The organism is Streptomyces hilarionis (genome assembly GCF_024539675.1).
GTDB lineage: Bacteria > Actinomycetota > Actinomycetes > Streptomycetales > Streptomycetaceae > Streptomyces > Streptomyces hilarionis.
This window is the reverse complement of record NZ_JAHHIT010000051.1, coordinates 28,966-44,723: the sequence shown is the minus strand read 5'-3', so window position 1 is coordinate 44,723 and position 15,758 is coordinate 28,966. Positions and strand designations below refer to the sequence as shown.

Sequence of the window (15,758 nt, the reverse complement as noted above, 5' to 3'; positions counted from 1 at the left end):
CGTGTCGGGGACCCGTCCGGTCCGCCCTGCGGTCCGCCGCCCCCACGGGCCCCCGACCGGAGTGCGGGTCCCGTGCGAGCGGCACGCGCACGGTCGTCCGTTCAGGACCTATCGGTCGTCGGCGAGTTGCGTCAGCGCCAGGTCCAGCATGGCGGCGAAGAAGTCGACCGCGTCGGCGTCGATGCACAAGGGGGGCTTGATCTTGAGGATGTTCAGGTGGTCGCCGGTCGGCTGGACGACGACACCGAGGTCGAGCATCCGGTCGCACAGCTCGGCGGTCTCCTCGGTGGCGGGCTCCAGCGTGCCGCGGTCGCGCACGAGTTCCAGGCCCAGGTAGAGGCCCGAGCCGTGGACGGCGCCGATCACGGCGTGGCGGGACGCCAGTTCCTCCAGCAGGCCTTTCAACCGGCCGCCGACACGCGTCGCGTTGCCCTGGAGGTCCTCGTCGCGCAGGGTGTCCAGGACCGTGAGGCCCACCACGCTGGAGACCGGACTACCGCCGGTGGAGGAGAAGAAGTAGCCCTGGTCGCGGTACCGGTCGGCGAGCGCCCGGGAGGTGATGACCGCGCCGAGGGGATGGCCGTTGCCCATGGCCTTGGCCACGCAGACGACGTCGGGCACGACGCCCTGCTGCTCGAAACCCCAGAACCAGTGGCCCAGCCGGCCGTACCCGACCTGGACCTCGTCGGCGACGGTCACGCCGCCGTGCCGGCGGACCGCCGCGTACACCTCGGCGAGATAGCCGTCGGGCAGGGCCACTCCCCCGGCGTTGCCGTAGAAGGTCTCGCCGACGAAGGCGCCGGCCGGGCGGCCCGAGGCGGCCAGCGCGTCGATCACCGCGACGGCCTCGGGCGCGTAGCGTGCCGCGTCCGCCCCGCGGTGCCTGCCCCGGTAGGGGTTGGGCGAGTCCACCGTGTGCACCCAGTCCGGCCGGGTGGTCAGGGCGTTGGGGTTGTCCTGGAGCGAGGTCGACACCGCGTCGGACGCGTACGTCCAGCCGTGGTAGGCCTCGCGCAGCGCGACGACGTCGTGCCGGCCGGTGGCCCCGATGGCCAGGCGCAGACCGAGATCCACCGCCTCGGAACCGGAGTTGACGAGGAACACCGTGTCCAGCGGCTCGGGGAGGAGGCCGGCGAGACGTTCGGTGAACTCCACCACCGAGGCGTAGTGGAAGCGCGAGTTGGTGTTGAGCCGCCGCAACTGCCGGGCGACGGCCTCCTCCACCCGGGGGTGGGCGTGGCCGAGCGGCGTCACGTTGTTGACGATGTCCAGATAGGAGCGGCCGTCGGCGGAGAGCAGGTGGTGGCGCCAGCCGCGTTCGATGCGGGGCGGGTCGGCGTAGTAGTGCTCCTGCACGGGCGCGAACACGGCCGCACGCCGCCGGAGCAGGTCGTCGGGGCGCGCGGGGGGCGCGGCCGGGAGTCCGACGAGCGGGGCTGGGTCCGCGCTGAGCGCGAGCCAGCCGGCGGCGTACTCGGGACGGACCAGGCGCGGGGCGGCGGGCCCGTCGGCGTCGAGCAGCGCGAGGTGCAGCGCGGCCCCGGCGGGCACCTCGGCGAGGTCCTCGCCCGCGCGCACCGCCGTTCCGGTGCGGACCCGCGGAGTGACGGTGGCGGGCATGGTCAGCGTCAGCACGCGGCCGCCCAGGGCGATGCTCAGGATTCCGGGCGCCGCCGCCAGGACCTCGCCCCCGGCGGGGGCCTGCGCCACGACGTCCCGGCCGAGCCACAGGTCGACGCCGGTGGGCACGGTGGCGGGCGACTCGGCCGACAGGGAGGGAGTGCGGGTGAGCCGGGCCTGCGCGTACCGGGTGGCCACCGCGGCCACGCCGGTCTCGAGCGCGCGGGCCGCGAGCCGGTCCTCGACGCCCGGCCGGAGCCAGGCGCCGTGGTCCATGGAGTCCGCGTCGGCGGACAGGTCGAGGAGGGCGATGTCGGCGGCGGCGACGCCGCGCAGCACGGAGCACTCCGGCGGCCCGGCCGCCGCCGGTGCGGCGCCGAGGCCGGCCGCTTCCTTCACGAGGTGGGTCATCACCCGCTGCGGCAGGCGGGTGGCCTGCTCGAACACGCGCCACTCGCGCGCGAGGGCGGCCTTGGCGTAGGCGTTGTCCTCGTCCACTCGGGCCTGGTGACGTCCGCTGACCACCAGGCCCGCGGCGCGCAGTACGACGAGCGGCCACAACGCCTCCGCCTCCTCGGCGGACAGCGGCCGCAGGGCGTGGAAGGCGCGGACGGCGGGCAGCACGTGGTGCGGCTCGACGCCGTCGTGGTGGAGCATCGAGGACAGCGACACGGCGAGTTCGCTCACCGCCCAGGTCGTCGTCAGATCGCCGAAGTCGATGACGCCGTCGGGCAGTGGCGGGCGGGCGCCGGGCGAGCGGATCAGGTTGTCGTCGGTGAGGTCGAGGTGCACGGCCTGAAAGGGCAGCGCGTCCGCCACCTCCTGGACGCGCGCCCGGGCCTCGGCGGTCGCGGCGCGGACGGCGGCGCGCCGGTCGGGCTCGTCGACGTACTCGGCGAGGGCGGCGACCACGCGCGAAGCGTGCCGCAGGTCCCACTGGAGGACGCGGTCGAGGCCGCGGTGGCGGAAGTCCCGCAGCGCGGTGCTCACCTTCGCCGCGATCGTCCCCATGGCCGCGACCACGGCCGGGGACAGGTGCCGTGGTCCGGTGAGGGAGCCGCCCGGCAGGTGGCGCAGCAGCCGGGCGACGGCCGGGCCGTCGCCGGTGTCCACCGTCGCGCGCCGCGGGGAGCCGTCGGCCCGACGCAGGACCGTCGCGACGCGCAGTTCCGGGTGGGCCGCGGCGATCAGGTCGGCCGCGGTGTCCTGTGCCTCGATCTCGACGAGGCCGAAGGCCGGGTTGGCGATCTTGAGGATCACCGGGCCGGTTCCGTCGTGCGGGCGCAGCAGGAAGTTGGCGTCCTGCTGGCTTCCCAGCGCCGTCGCGCGAGCGGCGACGCCGAGGTGCCGGTCGGCGAGCCCCTCGGCCTGGGCGACGGTCACCTCGGGCGCGGGAAGGGCGTCCCGGGCGAAGAAGTCGACGGTGCGGTGCTCGTCGTGCGGCATGCGGAAGTCCTCGGGCTGGGTGAGCGGGCGTGCGGGGGACGGCGGAGGGCGGCGAGGGTCGGCGGGCGGCACGCGTGAGCCGGCGGGCCGGAGGCCGGGGCGGTGCGGTGCGGGCCGCCGGTGCCCTACGGGCCGATCCGTGCGCGGGGCGTTAGTCGACGTCCCAGAGGAAGCGGTGGGTGTGGATGGCGAAGTAGGGGAAGCTCTCCACCGCCGTGACGCCCTCGACGGCCCGCACGACGTCGTTGACGAAGTCCAGCAGGTCACCGGGTCCGGCGCACACCACCTCGGCGAACAGGTCGTAGCGGCCGGAGGTCAGGACCGTGTAGACGACCTCGTCGTGTCCGGCCAGTTCGTCGGCCACGGCCCGGGAATCGCCCCCGGTGTTGAGGCCCAGGAGCGCCATCGCCTGGCGGCTCATGGCCATCGGGTCGGTCACGCCGACGACCTGGACCGCCTTGGCGTCGATCAGTCGCTGGAGCCGCAGCCGCGCGGCCGAGGGCGAGAGCCCCACCTTGGGACCCAACTCGGCATAGGGGATGCGGCCGTCGACCTGCAACTCGCGCAGGATGGCCCGGTCGATGTCGTCCATGAAGCCGCAGCCCTCTCCGCGCGGTCGGCACAGCAGATGTTCGTTTCGAGCACCATGCCCGATTCCTACGCTCGAATCAAGCGTGTGAGCGAGGGAATCGAGCATGGCTGCCTCGGACGCGGAGGTGCGAGGCCGGCCGGGTGGCCCTTCACGGCGGCGGTGCGGGCGGCGGCGCAACGGAGTGTGCGTGGCAGGCAGATGTGACCTGGATCATGCCCAGCGAGTGCAGCGTGGCAGGGGGGCCGGCGTCTTTCTCCAGGTGTAGGGGGACGGCCGGAGCGAGGACGGTGGGGATGGAGCAGAGTCGAGCCGAGGGGTTCGACGGGTTCGTGGCAGCCCGCTGGTCGGCGTTGTTCCACCTGGCCCGTCTGCTCGTGGGAGGCGATCGGCACCGGGCCGAGGACCTGTTGCAGGAGGCCCTGGTCAAGCTCTGGTTCGTCTGGCCCCGCATCGCCGAGGAGGCCCCCGAGGCCTACGTGCGCAAGGTGCTGGCCCGAGCGGCGGCCCGGTCGGCGCGGCGGCGGTGGTGGGGCGAGCGCCCCGTCGAGCAACTGCCCGACGTGACGGAGGTGGGCGACGTGTCCGCCTCCGTCGCCGAACGCACGCGGCTGGAGGCCGCGTTGGCCCAGTTGCCGCCGCGGCAGCGGGCCGCGGTCGTGCTGCGCTACTACCAGGACCTGCCGGAGAAGCAGGTCGCGGAGGCGCTGGGATGCCCCGTCGGCACCGCACGCTCGCACGCGTCGCGCGGTGTGGCGCGGCTGCGCCGGATTCTGGGCGACGTCATCGAACCGGTCGGATGAGGGGGAGGGCCATGGACCATTTCGAGCAGGAGCTGGCGCGGATGATGCGCGACTCCCAGGAGCACACCCCCTTCGGGCCGGAGCGCCAAGTGCGCCTCCACACCCGTGTGCGGGCCCGACGGCGTGCCCGCGCGGTCCAGAAGGCCGTCGGTTCGGTGCTGGCCGTGGCCGGACTCGGCCTCGGCTTCCTCCTCCTGCCCCACGACTCCGCCGAGACCCGGCCGCAGGCCCCCCTCCCCCGGCCCGCGGTCAGCCCGACGTCCCCGCGGACGCCCCCGTCGCCGACGCCGGAAGCCTCGTCGAGCGCCCCCGCCTCCGCGAGCCCCGGCGGGACCGCCGCCTCGTCCACGGCACCGGCCTCGCCCGGCAGTTCGCGCCTGACGTCGGAGCCGACCGCGACCGGGACCGGCACGGCGCTCCCCTCCGGCACCGGAACACCGGACGCACCGGCCACGGCGCCGCCGGCGCCGACGACCACCAGCCCGACGACGGACACCACGTCGAACGCGACAGCCGCCGGCTCCGGGTAGGCGCGGCAGCGCCCGCTCCCCCTCCGTCCGGCAGCGGACCCCGATCCGGTGAGCCCCCTGCCGTGAGTGACCGCAGCCTGCCCCGAGGCAGGACACGAAAGTGGAGAGAACGTGACAAAATCGGTGACCCCCCTCCCCCTGCGCACACCGGTGAAAGCGCATCACCACGAGCCCGTCCTCGACGTGGTCGTGCCGGTGTTCAACGAGGAGAGAGACCTGGAGCCGAGCGTCCTGCGGCTGCGCACCCATCTGCGCGAGACCTTTCCCTACCCGTTCCGGATCACCGTCGCGGACAACGCCAGTACCGACGCCACCCCCGTGATCGCGGCCCGGCTGGCCGCCGAGCTGCCCGAGGTCCAGTGCGTGCGGCTGGCCGAGAAGGGGCGCGGGCGGGCGCTGCGCACCGCATGGTCCGCCTCACCGGCGCCGGTCCTCGCCTACCTGGACGTCGACCTGTCGACCGACCTGGCGGCCCTGCTGCCGCTGGTCGCGCCGCTGATCTCCGGGCACTCCGACATCGCCATCGGCACCCGCCTGGCACGCGGCTCCCGGGTGGTGCGGGGCCCCCGACGTGAGGTCATCTCCCGCTGCTACAACGCCCTGTTGCGCTCCACCCTCGCCGTGGGCTTCTCCGACGCCCAGTGCGGCTTCAAGGCCGTGCGGCGCGACGTCGCCGAGCGGCTGCTGCCCCTCGTGAAGGACTCGGGGTGGTTCTTCGACACCGAACTGCTGGTGATCGCCGAGCGGGCCGGGCTGCGCATCCACGAGGTGCCGGTCGACTGGGTGGACGATCCCGACAGCCGCGTGGACCTCATGGCCACGGCGCTGGCCGACCTGCGCGGCATCGCACGCATCGGCCGCGACCTGGGCCGTGGCGCCCTTCCGGCAGCCGGACTGCGCCGACGCGCCGCCGTCCCGGTGCGCGCAGGGCTGGCCGGGCAGTTGCTGCGCTTCGCCGCCGTGGGCGCCGTGAGCACCGTCGTCCATGTCCTGCTCTACACGGTGCTGCGCCCGGCCGCCGGATCCCAGGGCGCGAACGCGCTGGCGCTGCTGGCCTGCGCCCTGGCCAACACCGCCGCGAACCGGCGGCTCACCTTCGGGCTGCGCGGCCGCGACGGTGCGCTGCGCCACCAGACCAAGGGTCTCCTGGTCTTCGTGATCGGCCTGGCCCTGACCAGCGGATCCCTTGCCGCCCTGCATCACGCCGCGCCCGGGGCCTCGCACGGCGCGGAGGTCGGGATCCTCGTCACCGCCAACCTCGCGGCGACCCTCCTGCGTTTCCTGCTCCTGCGGGCCTGGGTGTTCCCCGCCGTTCGCCGACGCCGGACGGGAGACGTCACCGCATGAACCACCCCGCCCCGCCGAGCGCCCCTTCCGGCGCCGGCGTCGACACCGGTACCGGCGTCGACGCCGGCCCCCTCGCACTCCGCCCCCGCGGGCCCGGGACGGACCGTCGCCCGCGGCTGCGCCGCGCCGTCGCTCACTACGCGCCGGTACTGGCTCTGTACGGCGGACTCAAGCTCATCGGCTTCTCGGTCTTCATGTACCTGCTGGACTCCGCCGGGGACTTCCGGCATAAACACCCGCGCTTCGGCGGGGGCGCCCACACCTGGGACGTGCTGGCCAGCTGGGACGGCTGGTGGTACCAGCAGATCGCCGCGCACGGCTACACCCCCGCGCTGGTCACGGATCCCAACGGCAGGGGCCTGATCACCCTGGAAGGCAACTCGGCGGCCTTCTTCCCCCTCTACCCGGCGACGATGCGACTGGTCTCCGACTGCACGGGACTCGGCCTGTACGGCTCGGGCATGCTCGTCTCGGTCGTCGCGTCGTTCGCGGCGGCCCTCGGCGTCCACGCCGTCACCGCCCGGTTCGGCGGCAGCCGGGCCGGTCTCGCCGCGGCCGGACTGTGGGCCGTGTGGCCCGGCTCCGGCACGGAATGGTCGGGCTACTCGGAGTCCCTCTACGTCGCCCTCGCCGTCTGGGCCTGCCACGCCGTCATGAGCGACCGCTGGCTCACCGCCGGCGTCCTCGTCTTCGCCGCCGGACTGGGCCGCCCCACCGCCGTCGCACTCATCGCCGCGCTCACCGTCGCCGCGCTGCTCTCGCTCCACCGCCGCCGAGGGGATTTCGCCCGCCCGTGGACCGCGATCCTGATCGCTCCGCTCGGGCTCGTCGGCTATCTGCTGTGGGTGGGCGACCACATGGGCGATCTCAGAGGCTACTTCATCCTTCAGAAGGGCGCCTGGGCCCACACCTTCGACTTCGGGAAGCAGACGATCGACGTCTTCACCTCACTCGCCGTCGGCCGCTCCGACTACCTCTTCCCCTGCCCGGTCGAGGACATGATCGGCGCGATGACCGTGCTGCTGGGCCTGCTCCTGCTCCCTCTCCTGATCCGGCTGCGCCCGCCGGCCGTCCTGACCGTGTACACGATCCTGACCTTCGCCCTGGTCCTGGGCAGCCAGCAGATCTTCGGCAACGTCTCGCGCTACCTGCTCCCCGCCTTCCCCCTGTTCATCCCCCTGGCCGTCAAACTGCGCGGGCTCGGCCTGCCCACCCTGACGGCACTGCTCGCCCTCACGGCGGTCGCATCGGGCTCGTACGCCGGGTACGCCCTCTTCGAACTGGGGGTTCCCTAGCCCCTCCCCCGTGGCGTCTCGTCCGCGCCGAGGAGCGGGTCGAGGCGGCGGCTCAGAGGTGGCCGGCGAGGAGGTCCCGGAGGTCGGCGACGGTCACGGGCCCCGCGCCGCGCGCCACCTCCTCGCCCTCCGTCAACAGGACGTACGACGGGGCTCCGGTGATCCCGTACCGCTCCGTCGCGGCCGGACAACGCGTGATGTCGGTGCGGACGGCCGTCAGACGGCCCGTGTACTCGTCGGCGACGGCGGCCACCACGCGGTCCATCACCCGACAGGGCTCGATCGCCTTGGGCCAGGCGCCGATGAAGTACGCGAGGACCGGAGCTGCGCTCATCCGGAGGACGAAGTCGAACTCCGCGTCCTCACGGGGCTGGTGAACCCGCTTCGCCATCGGAGCTCCTGATCTCGCGTGCCGTCGTTCCCTCCCCATCATCCCCCGCCGACGGAGGCGGACCGACCGGGCCGCGTCGCCCGGCCGATCCGCCGGACGGGACCGACGAGGTCGTCGCCCGCGCGCGGTGGCCCCGCCCGGTCAGCGGCGTCCGGCGGACAGGACGACGAGGAACTGGCCGCCGCCCGCCTCGACGGCCGCGGTCACCGGCAGCCCCGGGGCCAGCCGGGAGAACCGGTCCACGAGCCAGTCCGCCGTCTCCTGGGCGTCCTGGCGGGTCGGGCAGCGGCCCACCATCTCGCGGCCCCCCTTGCGCTCCAGCCTGCCCGCCACGGTGAGCAGCGGCGCGGGCTCGACCACGTACAGGTGGTCCGGCCAGGCGATGACCGGCGTGACCGCACCCTTGCGGGTGTTGCAGGCGCGGTGCGCGAGCCGCTCGGGGACCTTCGCCTTCCGGTCGGCGGTCCGGCTGTCGACGCTCGGCCCTCGCGGATCGTTCACGGACTTGTCGGGGTCGACCGGCTCGTCGCACACCCAGCACCGCCAGCCGTCGCGCTCGGCCACGTCATCAAGGAGACTCATCCGAGCAAGCTAGCCTGCCCGGCCGCCACCGCGCGCACCAGGGCCTCGGCGAGCAGGTGGGCCGTGGGGGATCCGCAGGGTTCGAGGTCCGTTGCACGCACCCGCCGGGCCGTGCTTGGCTCGCCCGATGAACCTTCTGCTGACGGCGAGCGGCCTGCGCAACGAGACACTGCGGGAGTCCCTGCGGGACATGCTGGGAAAACCGTTCGGATCGGCGAACATCGTGTACGTTCCCACGGCGTCGGTCGCCGAGCCCGGGGACCACGGGTGGTTCGTCGCGAACATGAACCGGGTGCACGGCCTGGGCTGGCGGGAGTTCGACGTCCTGGAACTGAACGGACTGCCCCGGCAGGTGGTCCTCGACCGACTGCTGCACGCGGACGTCATCCATGTCGAGGGCGGCAACCACTACCACCTCGCGCGCAGCATCACCGGCAACGGGCTGGCCGACGGCTTCCTGAAGGCGCTGGAGGAGCGCGTCTACGTGGGAGTCAGCGCCGGATCGATGATCTTCAGCCGTCACCTCACCGCCCACTCCGCCGACGTCATCGGGGACACCGCGGACCTCCACCTACTCGGCGCGACGACCGTGGAGCCGCCGTTCGGCCTCTTCGACTGGTACCTCAAGCCTCATCTGCACTCGCCGGACTTCCCCGAGCGGGACGACGCCTGGGCCGATCGCATCGCCGCACGAGCGGATTTCCCGCTCTACTTCATCGACGACGACACGGCTCTTCGCGTCCGCGACGGCGAGGTGAACGTCGTCTCCGAGGGCCGGTGGCGTTTCCACCCGTGACGAGCCCGGGCGCGGCCAGGGTCTTTCGTTCGGATCAGGTCGGCCGAAAGGACCTGCGCTTCGCGACGCCGACCTGATCCGAACGACAGGCCCTACGTGGCGGAGTCGTCCGGCGTGGCGGTGTGGTGCGGATGTCCGGTGGTCCTGCGTTCCTCCTTCAGCTCCGCCTCGTACAGGTGGTCCTTGCCTTCGGCGAGGTCCTGGCGGGCCTTCTTCTCGAGGCCTTTGAACGGCTCGTAGTAGGTGTCGTTGTAGGACTCGACGATCTGGAAGGTCCAGTGGCCGGGGATGACGTTGCGGCCCAGGATCTCCTCCTGGACGCGCCCCGCCCAGTCCGCGTGTCCGGCCTCGCGCAGGAGCTCGACAGCGCGGTCCAGTTCGAGGTCGGCGGTGCCGGTCAGCTGGTGGAAGGCGTAGAGGTGGCCGCGGGCGCGTTCGGTCGTCTCCAGGGCCTTGGACAGGGCCCCGAGGGCCTCCACGGTGGTGTCGGACACGCCGTCCGGTCGGCGGTGGGAGGCGTCGGGGCCGTCGTTGCGATCGCTCATGCAGTCATGAGTGTCCCGTTGACCGCTTCTCGCACCGCCTTCTTTCGAGCGATGCCGGCCAGGCGCGCCGCTTCGCGGACCGGTGCGCGACATCTTCTCTCCGGGTGCATCCGGTGTGCCTCTTACCTGCGAAGAGGCGGTGAGGGTTCGGGACTCGTTCCCGTTCGAGTGCCCGCCGCGCGAGGGATACGGGAGGCGTGGCGCTCCCGGGTCCCGCACGCGGCGGCGTCGGGGCCCGGTCCGCACTACGAGCGGACGCCCACCGGTCCTTCACGGGCGCAAGCGATCAGGGTGAAGGCGTCCGGAGCGGACGGGCCGGTGACCACAGGACGGGCCGCGCACCCGGCCCGGCGCGCGCCCGTACGGCGCTCCTCGGCGGGCGAGGGCAGCCGCGCCGGCCGCCGGACAGGTCCCCGGGTGGGCGAACACCGCCCGCGCACCCCTACGTCGCTCGTGCTGAGATCACGGACACGAACGACGCCCGGCGCTGTTGCGGCGGGCGATGGACGCGTTCAGGGCGGTGGCGAAACCGCACCACACGGTGTACGGAACGAGCGCCCGGCCGGCCGCCTTGTCCACCTGGGCGACCGTGCGCAGGAGCCGCACGTTGGCGGCGTCCAGGGCCAGTGTGCCCGCCACGCCTGCGGACGGGCTCCGCAGCCCGAAGAAGGCCAGGTTCCACCCCGCGTTCAGCGCCAGGTCCGTCGCCAGGTCGGTCACCAGACGACGACGCGCCGCACCCCGCGACTTCGCCAGGGCGCGACCCGCGGCCCAGGCCACGGAGGCGTACAACGGTGTCCAGACGACGCCGAAGGCCCAGCCGGGCGGCTGCCACGACGGCTTGTCGAGCGTTTTGTACCAGACGCTGTCGGCGTCGACCGCCTTGCCGCCGACCACGGCCGTGGCGGCGACGGCGGCGCCGGTGGCCGCGTAGAAGCGCCAGGACGGGGACGTTCCGGCAGGTGTCTGCTCGCTGGTCACTGTCATGCTCCTTCCTCTTCCCCGACGAGCCGGTCGGAGGCCGTCCGGGTCGCGGCCACGCGGCACAGGCCGACGCGCCTTTTGCCGGGGGCGTGCGGTCTGCGGTGGGCGGCCGTGCGGTCCCCTGCTCCTTCGGGCATGCGATGAGACGGGAGTCAGGGGGCGAGCGAACGCGGTCGGCGGGCCGGCGCCGCGTACTGCGCGGCCAGCGCTTCGGCCATTCCCGCCACCGAGTACTTCTCCTTCACCAGCGTGCTGCCGGCCCGCGCGAAGCGTCGCCGCCGTGCCTCCGGAACGTTCATGATCCGGCGCAGTCCGTGCGCCATCCGGTCGGGGCCCGAGGTGTCCCAGAGCAGGCCGTTGACGCCGTCGCGCAGGTAGTGACCGACTCCGCCGAGTCGGGGTCCGACGGCAGGCAGACCGGCCTCCATCGCCTCCAGGACGGCGATGCCGAACTCTTCCTTGAGGCTGGGGCAGACGTACCAGGCGCGCAGGGCGTGCTCCGGGTCCGCCAGAGCCCGCTGCAGACGCCTCACCGAGTCGTTGGGCAGCGCGGGCAGAAGGGCGATGCGTGTCCGGGCTTCCGGGTGCGGGTCCAGCAGTTCCTCCATGCGCCGCCGCACCCGGGACTCGCTCGCGTTCCCCTCTCCCGGTCCTCCTCCTATGACCGCCAAGGTCGTCGAGGTGTGCAGCCCGGCCGCGAGCCATGCCTCCACCAGGACGTCCTGCTGTTTGAGCGGATGCAGTCTGCCCACGGTGAGCAGCAGCGGGAGACGCCGGTCGCCGGGGTCGAGGGCGTCCGGTGCGTCGCCGCCCGCGAACAGCCGGGCCAGGAGCGCTCGGCGGCGGTCCCCTTCGTCCGCGGCGGGCCGGTACGCGGCGATGCCCTCGGGCGGCACGGCCGGACCGGAGCCGTCGTTGAGGCGGGCCAGTGCGGGAAAGTGCCGGACGAGTTCACGGTTGCCCCCGCGGGCGGGAATGCCGACCACCGTGTCGGCGCGGTCGACGAGCCTGTCCGCGAGGAACACGCGGTGCAGGTCGTCACGCAGCCCTTGCGACGCCTCGGGGGGAGCGGCGAGCGCGTAGCGGTCCGCCAGCTGCCGGTGGGGGTCGGGGGTCGCGGTGAAGACCAGGCGGGCGCCCAGCCGGGCGGCGGCGTCGGCGAGGGCCATGCTCCCGTCGTCGGCGTAGCGCACGTGCAGCACGTCGAGGGGTCGCGGCATGGCCGCGAACATGCGCACGGTCCACCATGTCAGCGCCGCCCGGTGACGGTGCATGTCCGTCTGCTGCAGGGGTTCCCGGCTGTCCACGGGCAGGCGCAGCACCCAGTGTCCGGGCCCGCGCCGGTACACCGGTGCGGGGTCCCGCTCGAGTTCCGTGAGCCCCGCCGTGACCACGGTGACGACGGCGTCGATGCCGTCGGTCCGGGCCAGCCGGTCCCCCAGGCCGCCGAGCAGCACCGAGAGCCCTCCGCTGAGCCCCTGGCCCGGCGTCTCCAGAGCGCCCAGGAGCATGCCCTGGGCGACGGTCAGGCCCGTGCCGGCGTCGGCGTGATCCATGTGGGGCCGGGGCGGGCTGAGCAGCAGGCGTTCGTAGACGTCGGCGGCCTGTGTCGGCGCGGGCAGGTGTCGGGCGCCGCCGGGGACCGCGTGCAGGTAGCGCCAGGCGGCGTGCCGTACCGCGCGGTCGTGCGCGTCGGCGGCCAGGGCCGCGGCCTCGGCGGCGGTCAGCGGAAGCAGCCGGGACGAGGTGGCCAGGTCGAGCAGGAGAGCGGTGGACGGTGCGCCGGGCGTCTTCGTGAGCGCAGCGCGAAGGAGCGTCTGTGCGTGCCGGGGGCCGTGCCAGTGCACGGTCTCGGGCCACATCTCGGTCAGGACGGCGGTCAGCCGCGGGCCGCACGGCACATGGGCGAGCAGCGATTCGGCGGGCAGGGGCAGCGCCATACGGCACGCCCGGCGCAGGACGGCGACCGCCGCGTCCTCGCGTCCGACCGCGTCGGCACGGTCGCACGGCGTCGGACGGCGAGGGCCGTACTCGGCCTGTAGCAGGCATGTCAGCTCGTCGCGCTCGGTGGCGGACGGCAGGCCCTGGTCCGTGCGCGGGCCGCGGGGGGCGGTGTGCCGGTCGTGGACGAAGAACGCTGCGCGGGCGGCGATCAGGGGGTCGGCGTCCAGAAGATCGCGGTCGGCCGTCGCCCCTGCGTACGCGGGCGCGGCACCGTCGGCGAAGGCGGCGGGAGACACGGTGCACTCCTGTCGGCACGGGTACGGATGACGTGGGTATTCGTCATCCGGCCGCGGTCCGGATGCACCTCGCGGGGGTGTCCGACGCCACGCGCGGGCGAGCCGTCGGCGCGGCTACGATGCGCCTGCCGTCCCGGCCCCGGGACGGCGACGCGGGCCGCCGGACGAAAGGACGCCGTGGAGCGCATCGTGGTGGTCAGCCCTCCCTTCCTGTCGCATGCCCGGCCGCTGGCGGCACTGGCGGCGGCGCTGCGCGAGAACGGGGCCGCGGTGCACTTCGCGTGCGCCCCGGATTTCGCCGGCCTCGCCCACGAGGCGGGCGTCGCCTTCGAACCGCTCGTCGTGACACGCAACGCGAACACGGGGGTGGCCGAGGCGACGCGGCAGGAGAGCGAGGAGGAGGCCCGCCTGGCCGAGTTCCTCGACGCCACGCGTGTCAGCGCCACTGCCGCGCTGCTCACCCAGGCCCGTCACCGCCGACGCGACATGCTCGCGGACCCCGAAGGGGTGCTCCGCGGCATCGCGGAGCTGCACGAACGCGTGCGTCCCGACTGGTACGTCGTCGACCAGCTGAGCTACGCCGTCACCCTGGCGCTGCACTGCCTGCGCCTTCGCCACGCCAGTTTCTGCCCCGGTCATCCCAGCTACGTCCTCTCCGACGACGAGGCGTACTTCGGCGTGCCCTACGACTGGCCTCGTGCCCTCCGCCCGAGCCCTCAGGACCGTGCCGCCGTGCTGGCGGCGGCCCGGGCGAACGACCGGGCGTTCACCGCCCTGTTCGAGGACTTCGCACGCGTGCACGCGCCGACCGCTCCCCCGCCCGGGCGGGCCTTCGCCCTGACCTCGCCGCATGCCGTCGTCTACGCGTATCCGCGGCTGCCCTGGCTGCCCGGGCCGCCCCCGGGCCCACGGGCGCTGTACACCGGGCACACCGTCCTCGCCCCTGCCGCCCTGGACGCCGGGTGGCGCGCGCGTGTCGAGCGGCTGCGCGGCCGCTACGAGCGCGTCGTCCTGGTCGCCCTGGGCACGTTCCTGTCCGCACGGGACGACGTGCTGCGCGCGATCGTCGCCGGCGTCCTGGACGGCACGAAGGACACGGCCGTCATCGCCGCGGCGGGCGGGCGGAGCGACCGGCTGCACGACCTCGTCGGGGACCGGGCCGTGGTGGAGCCCGTCGTCCCGCAGCAGGCGCTCCTGGAGCATGTGGACGCCATGGTGCATCACGGCGGCAACAACTCGTTCACCGAGTGCGTCCGAGCGGGAGTCCCGGCGCTCGTCCTGCCGTTCTCCAGCGATCAGTTCGCGGTGGCGCGCGACGCCGAACGCGCCGGCGTGGGCGTCGTCGCCGATCCCAACGCGCTGGCCCCCGGCGATGTCCCGGCCGCCCTGGACGCACTGGCCGCCACCCGTCCGGCGGTCACGCGGCTTTCCCGCGAGGTCCGCCGGCGCGGACCGATGTGGGGCGCCCGCCACCTCCTCGACGCCATGCGGGAGCGGACCGCCCGCGACTGACGAGGCGGCGTCCCCCGGCGGTGTGTCACTGCTCGGCCTTCCGGCGGAGGCCCGGCATGGCCTACGGTGCGGATCCAGGACCGCCCCGATCGTGGCGGGGCGGGAGAGGGCACATGCGCGAGCAACCGAGCGGACACGGCGCCGCGTCGGGCGTCAGGGAGCCGGCCGGGGACATGGTGGTGGTCGAGGACCTGCGCCGTACCTACGGCAGCGGCGACACCGCCGTACACGCCCTGCGCGGTGTGTCGTTCACGGTTGCGCGCGGCGAACTCGTCGCTCTGAGGGGGCGTTCAGGCTCGGGCAAGACCACCGTCCTCAACCTCGTCGGCGGCCTCGACGCTCCGGACGGCGGCCGGATCACCGTGGACGGCACCGACGTGGCCGGGCTCGGCGAGGACGGCCTGCTGGCGTTGCGCCGCGACCGCATCGGCTTCGTCTTCCAGTCCTTCGGTCTCATCCCTGTGCTGACCGCCGCGGAGAACGTCGGGGTTCCGTTGCGTCTGCGGAAGGTCCCGGCCCGCGAACGCGAGGCCCGCGTGAGCCTGCTGCTCTCCCTGGTCGGCCTCCTTGAGCATGCCGGCCAGCGGCCCGGCGAGCTCTCCGGGGGTCAGCAGCAGCGGGTGGCGGTGGCCCGGGCGCTCGCCAACAACCCGGCCCTGATCATCGCCGACGAGCCCACCGGCCAGCTCGACGCCGACACCGGCCTCACGGTGATGAACCTGCTGCGCGCCGTCGTCCGCAGCGAATCCGTCACCGCCCTCGTCGCCACCCATGACACGCAGCTCCTGGCACTGGCGGACCGCGTGCTCGAACTCCGCGACGGCCGCATCGTCGAGGACGCCTGACCACCTGCGCGCCGACGAACGACCGAAGCGGGGCCGGGCGCACGTCGACGTCGTCTCGCCGAGCCAGGACGGCCGCTGCTCCACGTGCGGAGGGTGTCCGCGTGGACGCCGCTCGGCTCGTCGGCTCCGGCAGCGGCCCGGCGTGCCGCGTGATCGGCGCGCACGCCACCGAACCGGCCGATCCGGCCCCTCGTGCCGGCTTCCGCACTACCCTGACCACTGCCCGACAGCGT

At 73.9% G+C, this 15,758-nt stretch carries 14 protein-coding genes; 7 read left to right on the top strand and 7 right to left on the bottom strand.

Annotation, left to right across the window (positions count from 1 at the left end):
• Nucleotides 1-108 precede the first annotated feature (108 nt).
• Nucleotides 109-3,066 carry an aminotransferase gene (locus tag KMS84_RS12835; RefSeq protein WP_256916304.1) on the bottom strand — a complete coding sequence of 986 codons (2,958 nt, stop codon included), beginning with the start codon at nt 3,064-3,066 and terminating at the stop codon, nt 109-111.
• 151 nt (nt 3,067-3,217) lie between these two features.
• The gene (locus KMS84_RS12830) at nt 3,218-3,658 is read right to left on the bottom strand and encodes an Lrp/AsnC family transcriptional regulator (RefSeq protein ID WP_256916303.1); all 441 of its coding nucleotides are present in this window, start codon (nt 3,656-3,658) and stop codon (nt 3,218-3,220) included.
• Between the two features lie 293 nt (nt 3,659-3,951).
• On the opposite strand from KMS84_RS12830, the gene KMS84_RS12825 reads away from it, so the two are divergent.
• The 4 genes from KMS84_RS12825 to KMS84_RS12810 all read left to right on the top strand — a co-directional run bounded on the left by KMS84_RS12825 (nt 3,952) and on the right by KMS84_RS12810 (nt 7,630).
• Nucleotides 3,952-4,458 (top strand): SigE family RNA polymerase sigma factor, encoded by a 507-nt coding sequence (locus KMS84_RS12825; RefSeq protein WP_256916302.1) that lies wholly within the window; start codon nt 3,952-3,954, stop codon nt 4,456-4,458.
• 11 nt (nt 4,459-4,469) lie between these two features.
• On the top strand, nt 4,470-4,988 hold the full coding sequence (locus KMS84_RS12820; protein WP_256916301.1) for a cellulase: 519 nt from the start codon (nt 4,470-4,472) through the stop codon (nt 4,986-4,988).
• Between the two features lie 111 nt (nt 4,989-5,099).
• Nucleotides 5,100-6,335 (top strand): bifunctional glycosyltransferase family 2/GtrA family protein, encoded by a 1,236-nt coding sequence (locus tag KMS84_RS12815; protein ID WP_438818925.1) that lies wholly within the window; start codon nt 5,100-5,102, stop codon nt 6,333-6,335.
• Complete coding sequence (locus tag KMS84_RS12810) at nt 6,332-7,630, top strand: putative hexosyltransferase (RefSeq protein ID WP_256916300.1); 1,299 nt, start codon at nt 6,332-6,334, stop codon at nt 7,628-7,630. Before KMS84_RS12815 ends, KMS84_RS12810 begins: the two co-directional genes overlap by 4 nt.
• Nucleotides 7,631-7,682: 52 nt before the next feature.
• Here KMS84_RS12810 and KMS84_RS12805 read toward each other — a convergent pair whose 3' ends face one another.
• Both KMS84_RS12805 and KMS84_RS12800 read right to left on the bottom strand, forming a co-directional pair.
• Nucleotides 7,683-8,021 carry a thioredoxin family protein gene (locus tag KMS84_RS12805; RefSeq protein WP_256916299.1) on the bottom strand — a complete coding sequence of 113 codons (339 nt, stop codon included), beginning with the start codon at nt 8,019-8,021 and terminating at the stop codon, nt 7,683-7,685.
• 141 nt (nt 8,022-8,162) lie between these two features.
• Nucleotides 8,163-8,603 (bottom strand): hypothetical protein, encoded by a 441-nt coding sequence (locus KMS84_RS12800; RefSeq protein WP_256916298.1) that lies wholly within the window; start codon nt 8,601-8,603, stop codon nt 8,163-8,165.
• A gap of 127 nt (nt 8,604-8,730) precedes the next feature.
• On the opposite strand from KMS84_RS12800, the gene KMS84_RS12795 reads away from it, so the two are divergent.
• Nucleotides 8,731-9,399 (top strand): Type 1 glutamine amidotransferase-like domain-containing protein, encoded by a 669-nt coding sequence (locus KMS84_RS12795; RefSeq protein ID WP_256916297.1) that lies wholly within the window; start codon nt 8,731-8,733, stop codon nt 9,397-9,399.
• A 92-nt stretch (nt 9,400-9,491) separates the two neighbouring features.
• Here the strand turns inward: KMS84_RS12795 and KMS84_RS12790 are convergent, their stop codons facing one another.
• From KMS84_RS12790 to KMS84_RS41240, 3 genes are all read right to left on the bottom strand, one after another.
• The gene (locus tag KMS84_RS12790; RefSeq protein WP_256916296.1) at nt 9,492-9,944 is read right to left on the bottom strand and encodes a hypothetical protein; all 453 of its coding nucleotides are present in this window, start codon (nt 9,942-9,944) and stop codon (nt 9,492-9,494) included.
• A 462-nt stretch (nt 9,945-10,406) separates the two neighbouring features.
• Nucleotides 10,407-10,931: a TspO/MBR family protein gene (locus KMS84_RS12785; RefSeq protein ID WP_256916295.1), complete on the bottom strand. Its 525-nt coding sequence runs from the start codon at nt 10,929-10,931 to the stop codon at nt 10,407-10,409.
• 149 nt (nt 10,932-11,080) lie between these two features.
• On the bottom strand, nt 11,081-13,168 hold the full coding sequence (locus KMS84_RS41240; RefSeq protein WP_256916294.1) for a glycosyltransferase: 2,088 nt from the start codon (nt 13,166-13,168) through the stop codon (nt 11,081-11,083).
• A gap of 177 nt (nt 13,169-13,345) precedes the next feature.
• Here KMS84_RS41240 and KMS84_RS12775 point away from each other — a divergent pair, with 177 nt between their 5' ends.
• Together KMS84_RS12775 and KMS84_RS12770 are read left to right on the top strand one after the other, a co-directional pair.
• Nucleotides 13,346-14,680 (top strand): glycosyltransferase, encoded by a 1,335-nt coding sequence (locus KMS84_RS12775; RefSeq protein WP_256916293.1) that lies wholly within the window; start codon nt 13,346-13,348, stop codon nt 14,678-14,680.
• A 113-nt stretch (nt 14,681-14,793) separates the two neighbouring features.
• Complete coding sequence (locus tag KMS84_RS12770; protein ID WP_256916292.1) at nt 14,794-15,525, top strand: ABC transporter ATP-binding protein; 732 nt, start codon at nt 14,794-14,796, stop codon at nt 15,523-15,525.
• The last annotated feature ends 233 nt before the right edge of the window (nt 15,526-15,758 follow it).

Coding starts and splice junctions, on each gene's coding strand:
- KMS84_RS12835 (WP_256916304.1), bottom strand. CDS start 3,066: ATGCCGCACGACGAGCACCGCACCGTCGACTTCTTCGCCCGGGACGCC.
- KMS84_RS12830 (WP_256916303.1), bottom strand. CDS start 3,658: ATGGACGACATCGACCGGGCCATCCTGCGCGAGTTGCAGGTCGACGGC.
- KMS84_RS12825 (WP_256916302.1), top strand. CDS start 3,952: ATGGAGCAGAGTCGAGCCGAGGGGTTCGACGGGTTCGTGGCAGCCCGC.
- KMS84_RS12820 (WP_256916301.1), top strand. CDS start 4,470: ATGGACCATTTCGAGCAGGAGCTGGCGCGGATGATGCGCGACTCCCAG.
- KMS84_RS12810 (WP_256916300.1), top strand. CDS start 6,332: ATGAACCACCCCGCCCCGCCGAGCGCCCCTTCCGGCGCCGGCGTCGAC.
- KMS84_RS12805 (WP_256916299.1), bottom strand. CDS start 8,021: ATGGCGAAGCGGGTTCACCAGCCCCGTGAGGACGCGGAGTTCGACTTC.
- KMS84_RS12800 (WP_256916298.1), bottom strand. CDS start 8,603: ATGAGTCTCCTTGATGACGTGGCCGAGCGCGACGGCTGGCGGTGCTGG.
- KMS84_RS12795 (WP_256916297.1), top strand. CDS start 8,731: ATGAACCTTCTGCTGACGGCGAGCGGCCTGCGCAACGAGACACTGCGG.
- KMS84_RS12790 (WP_256916296.1), bottom strand. CDS start 9,944: ATGAGCGATCGCAACGACGGCCCCGACGCCTCCCACCGCCGACCGGAC.
- KMS84_RS12785 (WP_256916295.1), bottom strand. CDS start 10,931: ATGACAGTGACCAGCGAGCAGACACCTGCCGGAACGTCCCCGTCCTGG.
- KMS84_RS12770 (WP_256916292.1), top strand. CDS start 14,794: ATGCGCGAGCAACCGAGCGGACACGGCGCCGCGTCGGGCGTCAGGGAG.